Origin of the sequence: Mesorhizobium sp. M0659, assembly GCF_040320605.1 — a bacterium.
Lineage (GTDB): Bacteria > Pseudomonadota > Alphaproteobacteria > Rhizobiales > Rhizobiaceae > Mesorhizobium.
The window spans coordinates 314,066-326,278 of sequence record NZ_JAMYPY010000005.1 but is presented as its reverse complement, the minus strand read 5'-3'; the positions used below and the strand labels follow the sequence as shown (position 1 = coordinate 326,278).

At 61.8% G+C, this 12,213-nt stretch carries 12 protein-coding genes; 6 read left to right on the top strand and 6 right to left on the bottom strand.

Going from position 1 to position 12,213, the window contains the following annotated elements; translation table 11 throughout:
- Positions 1 to 8: 8 nt before the first annotated feature.
- From NKI31_RS11355 to NKI31_RS11340, 4 genes are read right to left on the bottom strand one after another with little or no spacing between them, the layout of a single operon-like run.
- Positions 9 to 335: an NIPSNAP family protein gene (locus tag NKI31_RS11355; RefSeq protein ID WP_023748097.1), complete on the bottom strand. Its 327-nt coding sequence runs from the start codon at positions 333 to 335 to the stop codon at positions 9 to 11.
- A gap of 47 nt (positions 336 to 382) precedes the next feature.
- Positions 383 to 1,741: a mandelate racemase/muconate lactonizing enzyme family protein gene (locus NKI31_RS11350; protein ID WP_023748096.1), complete on the bottom strand. Its 1,359-nt coding sequence runs from the start codon at positions 1,739 to 1,741 to the stop codon at positions 383 to 385.
- A gap of 56 nt (positions 1,742 to 1,797) precedes the next feature.
- Complete coding sequence (locus NKI31_RS11345; RefSeq protein ID WP_023748095.1) at positions 1,798 to 2,964, bottom strand: mandelate racemase/muconate lactonizing enzyme family protein; 1,167 nt, start codon at positions 2,962 to 2,964, stop codon at positions 1,798 to 1,800.
- Positions 2,965 to 3,017: 53 nt separating this feature from the next.
- Entirely contained in the window at positions 3,018 to 3,728 is a 711-nt protein-coding gene (locus tag NKI31_RS11340; protein ID WP_023748094.1) for a GntR family transcriptional regulator, read from the bottom strand.
- A 206-nt stretch (positions 3,729 to 3,934) separates the two neighbouring features.
- Between NKI31_RS11340 and NKI31_RS11335 the strand changes: the two genes are divergently transcribed.
- The 6 genes from NKI31_RS11335 (at position 3,935) to NKI31_RS11310 (ending at position 10,523) form a co-directional block, all read left to right on the top strand.
- Positions 3,935 to 5,413, top strand: coding sequence for an ABC transporter substrate-binding protein (locus NKI31_RS11335; protein ID WP_031243165.1), 1,479 nt, complete (start codon positions 3,935 to 3,937; stop codon positions 5,411 to 5,413).
- A gap of 80 nt (positions 5,414 to 5,493) precedes the next feature.
- The gene (locus tag NKI31_RS11330) at positions 5,494 to 6,453 is read left to right on the top strand and encodes a carbohydrate ABC transporter permease (RefSeq protein ID WP_023704648.1); all 960 of its coding nucleotides are present in this window, start codon (positions 5,494 to 5,496) and stop codon (positions 6,451 to 6,453) included.
- Entirely contained in the window at positions 6,450 to 7,340 is an 891-nt protein-coding gene (locus NKI31_RS11325; protein ID WP_023714612.1) for a carbohydrate ABC transporter permease, read from the top strand. Before NKI31_RS11330 ends, NKI31_RS11325 begins: the two co-directional genes overlap by 4 nt.
- A gap of 124 nt (positions 7,341 to 7,464) precedes the next feature.
- On the top strand, positions 7,465 to 8,562 hold the full coding sequence (locus NKI31_RS11320; protein ID WP_352651509.1) for an ABC transporter ATP-binding protein: 1,098 nt from the start codon (positions 7,465 to 7,467) through the stop codon (positions 8,560 to 8,562).
- A 31-nt stretch (positions 8,563 to 8,593) separates the two neighbouring features.
- Entirely contained in the window at positions 8,594 to 9,757 is a 1,164-nt protein-coding gene (locus NKI31_RS11315; protein WP_352651508.1) for a mandelate racemase/muconate lactonizing enzyme family protein, read from the top strand.
- A 22-nt stretch (positions 9,758 to 9,779) separates the two neighbouring features.
- The gene (locus tag NKI31_RS11310; protein ID WP_023668095.1) at positions 9,780 to 10,523 is read left to right on the top strand and encodes a ribonuclease activity regulator RraA; all 744 of its coding nucleotides are present in this window, start codon (positions 9,780 to 9,782) and stop codon (positions 10,521 to 10,523) included.
- 72 nt (positions 10,524 to 10,595) lie between these two features.
- Here the strand turns inward: NKI31_RS11310 and NKI31_RS11305 are convergent, their stop codons facing one another.
- Together NKI31_RS11305 and NKI31_RS11300 are read right to left on the bottom strand one after the other, a co-directional pair.
- On the bottom strand, positions 10,596 to 11,693 hold the full coding sequence (locus NKI31_RS11305; RefSeq protein WP_352651507.1) for a DUF930 domain-containing protein: 1,098 nt from the start codon (positions 11,691 to 11,693) through the stop codon (positions 10,596 to 10,598).
- A gap of 141 nt (positions 11,694 to 11,834) precedes the next feature.
- Positions 11,835 to 11,990 carry a YjiS-like domain-containing protein gene (locus NKI31_RS11300; RefSeq protein ID WP_023712171.1) on the bottom strand — a complete coding sequence of 52 codons (156 nt, stop codon included), beginning with the start codon at positions 11,988 to 11,990 and terminating at the stop codon, positions 11,835 to 11,837.
- Positions 11,991 to 12,213: the final 223 nt, after the last annotated feature.

Genomic DNA, 12,213 nt, shown 5'->3' with positions numbered 1-12,213 from the left:
GATGTCCTCTATTTCACCGACGAGAAGGCGGTTGGCGCGAGAAACTGGCTGGAAATATTGGCCAGGATCGGGCCATCGCGCTCGGACTCGTCGCGGACCTTGAGCCATGCCGGATCGGTGGTGAAGGCCTTCCATCTCACTTCGCGTTCGGCAAGGGATTCCCAGGCGACGAAATAGGTCAGTCGATTGCTGTTTTCGCCGACCACCGTGGTGAAGAACCCGGCTTGGCGGATGCCGTGTCTATCCCACAGCGCCAAGGTATGGTCGTTGAAACGCTTGAGCAGCGCCGGCAGCTGGCCCGGCACGCAGTCGTAAATGCGAAGTTCGTAGATCATGGTCCATCCTTCTGTTCACCTCTCCCTCCGAGGAGAGAAGTGTAGAGTCAGCTCCAGGTGCGGTCCCAGGAATATTCGTCGTCCCAGTGATCGGTCGGTTGCCAGATGCCGGTGACGCCGGGCTGCAGGTGCTGGCTGATCACTTCGTCGACGATGTCGTCGATGCCCAGACCAGGCTTGTCGGGCACGGTGATGAAGCCGTCCTTGACCAGCGGCTTGGGCAGGCCGGTGACGATATCGTCCCACCAGTCGACTTCGACGCTGTGATATTCGAGCGCCATGAAGTTTTCCGTCGCCACCGCGACATGCGCGGCGGCCATTGCCGCGATCGGGCTTTCCGCCATGTGAATGGCCATGGCGACGCCATGCTCCTGCGCCGCGTCGCCGATCTTCTTGGTCTCGAGAATGCCGCCGGTGGTCAGCAGATCCGGATGGATGACCGAGATGCCGGCGTTGAGCAGCGGCTCGAAGCCTTCCTTGAGGTAGATGTCCTCACCCGTGCAGATCGGCACCGAGGTCGCCTGCTGCAACTGCCGATACTGCTCGGTGTACTGCCAGGGGATCACGTCCTCGAGCCAGGCCGGTGCGTATTTCTCGATCCGCCGGGCCAGACGGATGCCGTCCTGCAGCGAGATGTGGCCGACATGGTCGATGGCGAGCGGGACCTCGTAGCCGATCACCTCGCGGACCTCGTGGATATATCGATCGAGCAGGTCGAGGCCCTTTTCGGTGAAATGGAGGCCGGTGAAGGGATGCGGCACGTTCTGCGCATCATAGGCGGCGTTGCGCGCCCGGCGCTCGTCCAGCGTGCGTGCCGGGCCGCGAGCGGCATGGCTGCGGAAACCGTCGAGCACGCCGGCCGGCGCCACCACTGCGCCCGGGATATGGGAGATCTGCGCCAGCCCGAGGTCCATCTTGAGGAAGGTGAAACCGAGATCCATCCGCGCCTTGAGCCGCTTTCCGGTCTCCGTGCCGCTGGGCTTGTCCGCATCGGTGTCGCAATAGACACGCACCTTGTCGCGAAACCGCCCGCCCAGCATCTGGTAGATCGGCACGCCGTACGCCTTGCCGGCGAGGTCCCAAAGCGCGATCTCGACTGCCGAGACGCCGCCACCTTGCCGTCCATGGCCACCAAATTGCTTGATGCGCCGGAACAGCCGGTCGACGTCGCAAGGGTTCTCGCCCAGCAACCGGCTCTTCAGCATCAGCGCATAGGTCGCGCTGGCGCCGTCGCGCACTTCGCCCAGGCCGACAATGCCCTGGTTGGTGTAGATCTTGATCAGCGCGGAGGTGAACGGTGCGCCGACGATCTCGGCGACGCGCAGGTCGGTGATGCGCAGGTCGCTCGGCCTGGAGTTCGTATTTGCCCGATTGAGCGCCTCGCCGGCGCTACCCGTCTTTGCCATGGCTGATCCTCGTTCTGATTGGTGGCGCCCCGCACGCCCGGCCGGCACAAGCGTTGCTAGCCAAGCTCTATCTCGTGGGCCTGCAGGTAGTCGCGGTTCATCTCGACGCCCAGGCCCGGCTTCGACGTGAGCTTGAGACTGCCGTTCGAAACCTCGAGCGGTCTGTCGATCAGGTGATTGTATTTATCGAGGTTCCACTCCGACGTTTCGAGCTTGTAGAAGTTGGGAACCGTCATCATCACCTGCGCTCCCGCAACCACGTTGATCGGTCCCGCGGCGTCATGGGGCGAGACCGGGATATAGTAGGCTTCGCACAGGGCGGAAATCTTCTTCAGTTCGGTAATGCCGCCGGTCCAGGTAACGTCCGGCATGATGTAGTCCGCAAGCCTGTTCTCGAGCACGGGCACGAAATCCCACTTGGTGTGGCCGCGCTCGCCCCACGAGATGGCGGCGCTGACCTTCTCACGCACCTGCTTGAGGGCATTGAGGCTCTCGGGCGGGCAAGGCTCCTCGAACCAGTCGATCTGGCCGGCTTCCTCGAGGCTCCGGCAGAGGCGAATGGCGGTGGGCACATCGAAGCGGCCATGCGCATCGATCAGAATGTCGACATCGGGCCCCGCCGTTTCGCGGATCAGGGCCGTGAGTTCGGCGGCCTCGCGCTCGTCCTTGCGGGTCATGCTGCCATCCAGGTAGCCGTCCCGCTGTTCGCGCGCCACGCCATCGGCGGTGCGACCCTGGTGGGGGAAAGGATCGAACTTCAGCCCGGTGTGTCCGGATTCGACGATGTCTCGAATTTCGCGGACCACAGCCTCCTTGCTGGTAAACTTGGCCTGGTTGGGGTGGGTATAGAGCGCGATTTCATCGCGTACCGGACCGCCCAGCAGCTCGTAGATCGGCTTGCCGAGAACTTTGCCGCGAATGTCCCAGAGCGCTATGTCGATAGCGCTCACGCATTCGACAGCGGCGCCGCGGCTGCCCATATAGGTGAAGCTGCGGAAAATCTTGTGCCAGAGATGCTCGATGCGCGCCGGATCCTCGCCTGTGACGGCAACACCGATCTGCCGCAGGATCGTGCAGAGCGCGCGGTTGGCGAGCCTTGTGGTGGTGGTGATTTCCCCCCAGCCACTCACCCCTTCGTCGGTCGTCACCTCGACGAACAGGAACTCTCCCCAATAGGAAGCATCGGACTTGATCAGCCACGGCCGAACGCTCGTGATTTTCATCTCTCAACTACCTCTGTCTGATGGCTGGACCAATGATGTTCTGGGCTGGAATTCTATCCGGCCCGAGCGGCATTGCGCGCACGCATCTGTTCGAGAACGTGCCGGCCGGAGCCCTCGACATGGCGGGCAATGAGTTCGGCGGCCTCGTCGGCATTTCCCGCTTTGATATGCGCGATGAGCTCGCGGTGTTCACGCATGATGGCGGCCCGCCGCGCGAGCGTGAAATTGAAACGGCGGCTCACGGCCCGCAGCACTTCGCGATGCTTCCACCAAAGCTCGGCGGCATGGCGGTTGTAGTGACGCTGGTACATTACGGTGTGGAAGGCGGTATCCAGTTCACTGTGCCGCAATGTGTCGGTGAAGTTGTTCTCTTCGATCAGAGCCTGGATGCGTTCGAGTTCGGCGATGTCCTCGCTGGTCGCCATGTTCACGAACCATCGCGTCAGGGCCGGCTCGATTAGGACTCCGATCTCGTAGATATCCCGGACGAAATCCTGATCGATGGGTCGGACGCGGGCGCCACGGTTGGCGACAAAGGTGACGAAGCCCTCCCCTCGCAACAGCTGCAGCGCCTCGCGTACGGGGTTGGTCGAGGTGCCGTGACGCCGGGCGAGATCGGTGACCACAAGCCGTTCGTTGGCGGCGAGCCGTCCCTCGATGATGTCTTCCCGGATCAGCTCATAAAGCGAGGCGCCCTCGCTGGACGCCGCGATGGGATCAATCCCCGCGGGTGGCTCTGCTTTGAAATCGCTTGTTTCGGCCAAAGCCGGCTCCCCCGATTAGTACATCATTTAGCCCGATATCATACACGGGTTTCGCAAACAATGTACGATCGGGTGCGTTGACAGGCAATCCACGATCTGAAAACGTACCAGATGATCGAAGGGATACATTGAGCAGAAGGACGCATCCCGCACGGTCGGACGAGCCCCTTGGCGCATAGCGGCATGGGAGAATCTGGGAGGATACTATGACGAGGATTACACTCGGCGGTGCCGTCCTGCGCGGCACTGTAGCCACTGCTTTGATGGCGTCGCTGATGTCGGGATCGGCATTGGGTGCGCCGCCGGTCGATTTGAGCAAGTGGTCGCCGGAGTATGTGCGCTCCATCGCCGGCACACAGAATTTCGACACGGCCGCCGATTGCGGCAAGGTCACCCCGCTCGACTACAAGGGGCGACTGACGTTCTGGTATCAGGGCGTGTTCGAGGGCGACCCCGACCTGCTGCGTCAGTACTACAAGGATTTCTTCGAGACGTTCCGCAAGACCTATCCGAACATCCAGCTCGAGGATCAGGCCCTCACCTACAACGACCTTCTCGACAAATTCCGCACGGCGCTGCTGGGCAACGCCGCGCCGATGGCGGTCCGCCTGCAAATCCTGGGCGGAACCGAGTTCGCCTCGAAGGGTTATCTGCAGCCGCTCAAGCCGGAAGATGTGGGCTATCCCACAGAGGATTTCTGGCCCGGCGCCATGAAGGCGGTAACCTGGGATGGCGTGACCTACGGCATTCCCACCAACAATGAGACGATGGCGTTCATCTGGAACGCCGACATTTTCAAGCGTGCGGGCCTCGATCCGGACAAGGCTCCGGCGACCTGGGACGACGTCGTCAAATATTCCAAGCAGATCCATGACAAGCTCGGCATTGCCGGCTACGGCCTCGTGGCGCGAAAGAACGCCGGCAACACGCCGTACCGCTTCATGCCGCAGCTATGGGCCTATGGCGGCGGTGTCTTCGACGAAGCCTCCGCGAACCCGACCTATAAGGAGGTCGAGCTCAATAGCCCGCAGAGCAAGGCGGCGTTGCAAGCCTCCTACGACATGTATGTTCGCGACAAGTCGGTTCCGGTTTCGGCCCTCACCAACCAGCAGGCCGATAACCAGCCCCTGTTCGTCGCCGGCCAACTCGGCATGATGGTCTCGCACCCGTCCGACTATAACGTCATGCTCGACCTGCAGAAGAAGGCAACGGGCGCCGACAAGGACAAGGCGCAGACTGTCATCGACAACATGCGCTATGGCCTGATTCCGACCGGCCCCGACGGCAAGCGGGCCGTCGTGTTTGGTGGCTCGAACATTCACATCCTGAAGCCCGAATATGTCGAGGGCGGCAAGGTGGACGAGCCGGCCGCAAAGGCCATCATCTGCATGTGGACGAGCCCTGAATGGTCGTTGAAGATGGCGTATGCCGGCTCGAACCCGGGCAACCTCAACGGCTTCAAGACCAAATGGATGAAGGAACGTCTGGACAACATCAAGTTCCTCGATGTCACCACCTCGATGTTGCCATACGGCATTCCGTTCCCGGCGCTGCCGCAATCGCCCGAGATCATGAATATCATCGTCCCGGACATGCTGCAGAACGCCCTGACCGGAGCGATGACCGTCGACCAGGCTGCCGACGATGCGGCCGAGAAGGTGAAAAACCTGATGGACGGACTCTAGTCCGGGCCTGACCTGCGATCCGACCGGCTGTGCCGACATGCGTGCAGCCGGTTTGCTCCTAACAACAAGGGCACGCCATCGTGACGATCGTGACCGGCAAGGCCGAGGCTCGCCGAAGATTGCAACCCGGTAGCTCCGGCATGCTGCGGAATATCTGGGAGCATCGCGCCGACTACGCATACGTGCTTCCAGCGATCGCCGTGATGCTCATCGTCATCGCCTATCCGATCTACTACACGGTCGAGCTGTCGTTCTTTAAGACGCCGCCTGGCCTGCAGCTCCGCGACAAGACCTTCATCGGATTGGACAACTACACGGCCATCCTCACCAGTCAGGTGTTCTGGAAAGTCACCTTGAACACCCTGATCTGGACGATCGCATCTACCTTCGTTGCCTTTGCCTTGGGATTTGCCGCCGCGCTGGCCCTCCACCGCGAGTTTATCGGCCGGGGTGTCCTGCGCGCTATCCTGATCATTCCCTGGGTCATCAGCGCGGTTGCCGCCTCCTATATCTGGAAGTGGATCTACCATTCGGACTTCGGCATCATCGGCGCGGTGCTGGTCGGCCTCGGATTGGCTGACCGGCCGCCGAACTTCATCGACAACGTCAGCACGGTGCTGCCCTCCTTGATCGTCGTCAATATCTGGCGCGAGTTTCCGTTTGCCATGATCATGATGATGGCCGGTTTGCAGACGGTCCCCGACCAGTTGCTGCGCGCCGCGGAAGTCGACGGGGCCAATGCATGGCAGCGTTTCTGGCACGTCACCTTCCCGCATCTGCGCAACGTCTCGACGGTGACGATCCTGCTGCTCGCAGTGGCCAATTTCAATTCCTTCATCATCCCGTGGATCATGACCGGTGGCGGGCCGTCGAACGCTTCGCACATCTGGATCACCCACATTTATGAGCTCGCCTTCGGCCGGCAGCGATGGGGCGTCGCATCGGCCTATTCGGTACTCCTGTTCCTCATGCTGATGGTGCTGGGCTACTTCTACGTCCGTGCGCTGGCCGGCAACGAGCGCAAAGAGGGGAGCGCATGAGCACGATCGTCGAGACAGTCCCTCGACGTCCGGCCCGGCGCCGCATGCGCATCGACGGATGGCGTTGGGCCGGGCGCATCTTCCTCGTGTTCATGCTGCTTTACACCGCGTTGCCGATGATCTGGATGCTGATCACCTCGATCAAGTCCGGCTTCGCGGCGATGCAGTTCCCGCCGCAATGGTGGCCGGAAGAGCCTACCCTGGCCAGCTACCAGAAGCTGCTCGATCCGCAAAACAGCGTCGGTCAGGACTTCCTGCGTTTTTTCTGGAACAGCCTCTACGTGTCGACGGTCACCACAATCCTTTCGGTGATCGTGGCCGTTCCTGCGGCCTACGCCTTTTCGCGCTTTCGTTTCCCCGGTCGAAACTTCCTGTTCTTCACCGTGCTTTTGCGCAACATGTTCCCGGCGGTGATCTTTCTCGTGCCGCTCTTCATCCTGATGCGCGCGATCGGGCTGGTGAACACGCATGGCTCGCTCATTCTCACCTATCTCACCTTCGGCCTGCCGCTGGCGATCTGGCTGCTCAAGGGCTTTTACGACAACATTCCGGTGCAGCTCGAGCAGGCGGCGCGGATCGATGGGGCGACCCGGTTCCAGGCCTTCATCCTGATCGTGATGCCTCTGTCGACGCCCGGTATCATCGCCACCGCGATCTATTCCTTCATTGGCGCCTGGAACGAGTACATCTATGCCTACACCTTCCTTTCCAAGAACGAGCAGTTGACCCTGCCGGTCGGCATACAGCGTTTCTTCTCGGAGAATACGACGGACTTTCCGGGCCTGATGGCGGCCAGCTTCATGATGAGCGTGCCCGTCGTGGTGCTGTTCCTCCTCCTGCAACGATACTTCGTACGCGCCCTTACAGAAGGCGCGGTCAAACACTAGAGCCGGATGATTTCAGGTCTGTTCGACCTGAAATCTGAATCCGCCTCTAAATCAAAGAGATAGAGCATGATGTCGTCCGAAAACCGCTTCACACTTTTCGGCATCATGCCGTAGGGAGTTGCCGATGGCCCACGTGGTCCTGAGAGATCTCGTCAAGACCTATGGCGGCTTCAAGGCTGTCAACGACGTTTCGCTGACGGTCAATGACGGCGAGTTCGTTGCGCTCGTCGGCCCTTCGGGCTGCGGCAAGACAACCACGCTCAATCTTGTCGCGGGATTGATCCCGGTCACATCGGGCGACATCGTCATCGGCGACCGCGTGGTCAACGACCTCGACCCCAAGGACCGGGACATCGCGATGGTGTTCCAGAACTACGCGCTCTACCCGCAGAAATCGGTCTACAAGAACCTGGCGTTCCCGCTGCAGATGCGCAAGCTGCCCAGGGACGAGATCGACAGGAAGGTCAAGGAAGCGGCGCGCGTGCTCGACATGACGCACCTGCTCGAGCGCAAGCCGCGCGAACTTTCAGGCGGGCAGCAGCAACGTGTCGCCTTGGGGCGCGCCCTCGTCCGCGACCCTGCCGTTTTCCTCATGGACGAGCCGCTCTCCAACCTCGACGCCAAACTGCGCGTCCAGATGCGCTCGGAGATCAAGCGCTTCCACCAGGACCTCAAGGCGACCATCATCTATGTCACGCACGACCAGCTCGAAGCCGTGACCATGGCCGACAAGATGGCGGTGATGAACAGCGGCTACCTGTTGCAATACGATTCTCCGGCGCAGGTCTTTGCCCATCCGGTGAACATGTTCGTCGCCAGCTTCATCGGCAGCCCGGCGATGAGCCTTGTTCCACTGGAGGCATCGACAGCAAACGGCAACACTGCGTTGACCGGCGCGGAGGGCTGGAGCCTTGAGCTCTCGCCGCTCAACGCCCGGAAGGTTGCGGGGGCAACGTCGAGGAAAGTCGTGCTCGGCGCACGTCACTCGACCATCAGGCTCCACAAGAGCGCGGTGCCAGGCAGCGTCCCGGCCACGGCCTATACAGTGGAGCCGACCGGAGACGTCACCTTCGTGCAGGCGTTGCTGTCAGGCGCCATCGTCAACATCAGCGTGTCCCCCAACATCGCTGTCGCACCTGACGAGCAGATCTGGCTCGAGTTCGACCAGGAGCGGCTGCATCTGTTCGATGGCGAAACTGAACTGGCCCTCAAGGCCGGCTGAGACAAGACGGGGTTCATTGGGAACGTTGGGGATGACTGAAAAGCTTAAGATCACCGCGATCAAACCCTATCCTGTATGGGTTGGAACGCGTAATCAGATGCTCGTCAAGATCGAGACCGACCAGGGCGTCTTCGGCTGGGGCGAGAGCGGCTTGAGCGGGCGCGAAAAGGCCGTTGCCGGCGCGGTCGAGCATTATCGCGAGTTTCTCATCGGCCGCGACCCGATGCAGATCGGGCGGATCTGGCAGGAGGCATATCGCAGCCAATACTTCGAAGGCGGGCGCGTTCTGCAGGCGGCGATTTCCGCCATCGACATCGCCCTGCACGACATCAAGGGCAAGGCGCTGGGGGTGCCTGTCTACGAACTGCTGGGCGGCAAGCAGCGCGACCGCATCCCCACCTTCGCCTCGACCGGAGACGAGGCCGAGGGCGACCTCGCCATCGAACGAGCCCGGGAGCTGCGCGCACGGGGGTGGCAGGCGATCCGCTTCTTCCCCGTAGGGCAAAGCAGCAGGGACATCTTCGAACCCCGCGAGTCGATCGGCGCTACCGCGAGCATGCTGAACAAGGCGCGCGAGGCGCTGGGCGACGACGTCGTCCTCGGCATCGACTATCATCATCGGCTGTCGGTGGCAGAGGCGGCGAGCTTCTGCAACAAGCTCGGCCGCGGCGTGCTTGATTTTCTCGAGGAGCCGATCCGCGACGAGACACCTGAAGCCTACGAATCCCTGCGCAGGATGACCGACATTCCCTTTGCCATCGGCGAGGAATTTGCCAGCAAGTGGCAGTTCCTGCCCTACATCGAGCGCGGCATCCATCAGTTCAACCGTCTCGATGTCTGCAATGTCGGCGGGCTCACCGAGGCGATGAAAGTCGCCGGCTGGAGCGAGGCGCACTATGTCGACCTGATGCCGCACAATCCGCTTGGTCCGGTGTGCACGGCCGCGACCCTGCATCTCGCCGCCGCCGTATCCAACTTCGCGTGGCTCGAGACCAGGGAACCCGAGACGAAGCTGGGCTTCGACAATTCCGACTTCTTCCCCGTGCAACCACGGCTCGACGGTCCCGACTATCCGGTCAGCGACCTGCCGGGCCTCGGCGTCGAGGTCAACGAAGCGGCGGTCCAGGCGGAGGCTTTTCGTTTCTGGGAAGCGCCTCACCTGAAGCGCCGCGACGGGTCTGTTACGAACTGGTAGTCCATCTCAACCGGAGTCCACGATGACGCATATCCCTGACATCACGCGACCGCCCAAAGACCTCATTGACGCCCTGAGGGAAATCGGCGCCGCGACGGTCGCCGGCACGCTAGGCCATATGGGTTTCCGCAATCCTCACATGGTCGGTCCGGTGGCGCAGAACCATGGGAAGTCGATCGTCGGGCCGGCGCTGACGCTGCAGTTCCTGCCGCAGCGGCCGGACCTCTTCAGCGAGGGAGAATACGCCGACCCGGAAACGCAACTGCACCGGCACGTGCTCTACCACGCGCAGGAAGGCGATGTGGTCGTCGTCGACGCGCGCGGCGACATGAGCTCGGGCGTCTTCGGCGATATGATGTCGACCTACTTCAAGGGCAGAGGCGGCGCGGGCATCGTCATCGATGGATGCATGCGCGACCGGCCGAATGTCGAAAAGCTCGATCTGCCGCTATGGCTGCGCGGCTGGACGCCCAACTACCATGTGCAAACCAGCATCTATCCGAACGCCGTCAACGTTCCGATCGCCTGCGGCGGTGTCACAGTGATCCCGGGCGACATTATCATCGCAGACGACGACGGGGTGGTAGTGCTTCCCGTCGCAATGGCCGCAAAGGTGATCGAAGAATCCCGGAAGCATCACGATTGGGAAGAGTTCTCGCGAGAGAAGCTGATGCAGGGCGCACCGCTGCAGCGCTACTATCCGCTGCATGACGATGCCCGCGGCGAATATGAGGAGTGGCGCAAGGCCAACCGCCCGGCGGATTGAAGCAGGCATTCAAGACGATCCATATGTGCGGTGAAACTTGATGTGCGCCCCGACAGACTACTGGGGGCCGTCTCAGCCGGGACCGCGCCGCCGACGGACGTCCCGATCAAGAAAGGCGCTTTCCTCTGGCGAGGCGGCTGCTCCGACGCGGAAGCCGAACGACGTGACCCGCGTCGCATTGATGTCGATACCGCACCGAAAGCTCAGATGGTACCATGTCGTTGCCGTGCGGAAAGCGGTGTCTGGGGCGTCAAGAACATTGCCGGCCTTGAGCGGAATGCTTGGGATCAATTGGGGAGAATAAGAGGCGTCGTTCAACTCTTGCTCAAGAACGCTGGCGCAAAGTCTGGCGGCCCGTTGATCGCGAGGCACGTCGGCCATCGAGTTCGTTGCGAACACATCACCGGTAGCGCCTTGCGAAAAGAGTTTGCGAACGCCCGGAAGGCCCGAATATGGCCGCGGTGTAGCCGAGGCCACGTCGATGGAGTTTGGCTCTTCGGTGATTCCGCGTCCTGACTTCGTAGCCTTTGCGGGGCGGCGTTTCGGCACGTTTTCGGGTCTGGTCCGAGGCGCCTGAGCCGACGCGGGAAGCTCGATCTCACCGTCGTCCCCATGGGCAGCCAAAGGCATTGCGGCCGCGGATGCCTGTTTGTCAGCGGGTGGGGTCGCAGCCTGCTGTTTGTCCGCTTCCGGCTTCTCATTAATCTTGGCTGACTCTGCCGGCTCTCCGGCGTCTGGCGCTGGGGCGGGTTTACTCTCCGCATCCTTTGGCGCGCCAGCCGACTGTGGCTCGTTATCCTTGGCCGGCGATGGCGCATTGTCTTGAGCGCTGCCTCCATCCAAGGATTTTTTGGGGCCAGTGTCTTTGTCGCCGAACTGAAAAACAGGCTTCAGGACCTCGATCGGCGGCAGCTTTTCCGGTGCCGGCTTTTCAACCTTCTGCTCCGGCGGCTTTCCAGGTTCTGGTGGCGGCGGCGCGGGAGCGGGTTTCGGTTTTGGCTGTTCGGGCGGCGGCACGAGCGCGACGTTCACCGCTTGCTCCTCCTGCGGCTGCTGGGCAGGAACGGGCAGGCCATAGACCAGGAACGCGGTGATGAGCGCATGCAGGACCAGCGATGCGGGCAAGGCCCACAGCAAAGTCCGCCGCCGCTCGGATGTCTCGGTCTTCATCCCTCACGATGTGGAGCGAAACTGCGGCGGCATCAAGCGTGGCAACCGTATTGGCGCATTCAGCCGCAGCTCAGCAGTGAGGAGACGACGCCTGATTGCTTCTCGCCGCCGGCTCCATTCTCTGCATGCCCGCCTCCAATCTCAGCGACGCAGGCTGGCGTCGCGGGCTCGCTCGCGGATCTCTTCGCGAGAAAGGCCCGCATCCGCCAATATGCTGTCTGGAAGCCGCCTCAAGCTCGCAAGCGTCTGGCGATAGGCAAGCCAGCGGGCGAAACGGTGTCGAAGTTCATGCAACATGATCGTCTCCTTGGCGAGCGGGATACCCACGCTCTTGGATTGGTCGAAAACGCAAAGCAATCGCGCAAAGCGTATGCACGATCGAACGGATTGCGCTGACTGCCTGGCCAACCGAGGTGCCTGTCATTTTCCCGCCAGGGCAGAATTATCAAGCGCTTCCAATGCCTATATACTTGCGCGTGATGGCCGCTTCGCGCTACAGCCACGGTCGCAAGGAGTTTTT

Bases quoted from the DNA above. Each gene is read 5' to 3' on its own strand.
- NKI31_RS11350 (WP_023748096.1), bottom strand. From the start codon at position 1,741: ATGGCAAAGACGGGTAGCGCCGGCGAGGCGCTCAATCGGGCAAATACG.
- NKI31_RS11335 (WP_031243165.1), top strand. From the start codon at position 3,935: ATGACGAGGATTACACTCGGCGGTGCCGTCCTGCGCGGCACTGTAGCC.
- NKI31_RS11355 (WP_023748097.1), bottom strand. From the start codon at position 335: ATGATCTACGAACTTCGCATTTACGACTGCGTGCCGGGCCAGCTGCCG.
- NKI31_RS11315 (WP_352651508.1), top strand. From the start codon at position 8,594: ATGACTGAAAAGCTTAAGATCACCGCGATCAAACCCTATCCTGTATGG.
- NKI31_RS11345 (WP_023748095.1), bottom strand. From the start codon at position 2,964: ATGAAAATCACGAGCGTTCGGCCGTGGCTGATCAAGTCCGATGCTTCC.
- NKI31_RS11305 (WP_352651507.1), bottom strand. From the start codon at position 11,693: ATGAAGACCGAGACATCCGAGCGGCGGCGGACTTTGCTGTGGGCCTTG.
- NKI31_RS11320 (WP_352651509.1), top strand. From the start codon at position 7,465: ATGGCCCACGTGGTCCTGAGAGATCTCGTCAAGACCTATGGCGGCTTC.
- NKI31_RS11310 (WP_023668095.1), top strand. From the start codon at position 9,780: ATGACGCATATCCCTGACATCACGCGACCGCCCAAAGACCTCATTGAC.
- NKI31_RS11300 (WP_023712171.1), bottom strand. From the start codon at position 11,990: ATGTTGCATGAACTTCGACACCGTTTCGCCCGCTGGCTTGCCTATCGC.
- NKI31_RS11325 (WP_023714612.1), top strand. From the start codon at position 6,450: ATGAGCACGATCGTCGAGACAGTCCCTCGACGTCCGGCCCGGCGCCGC.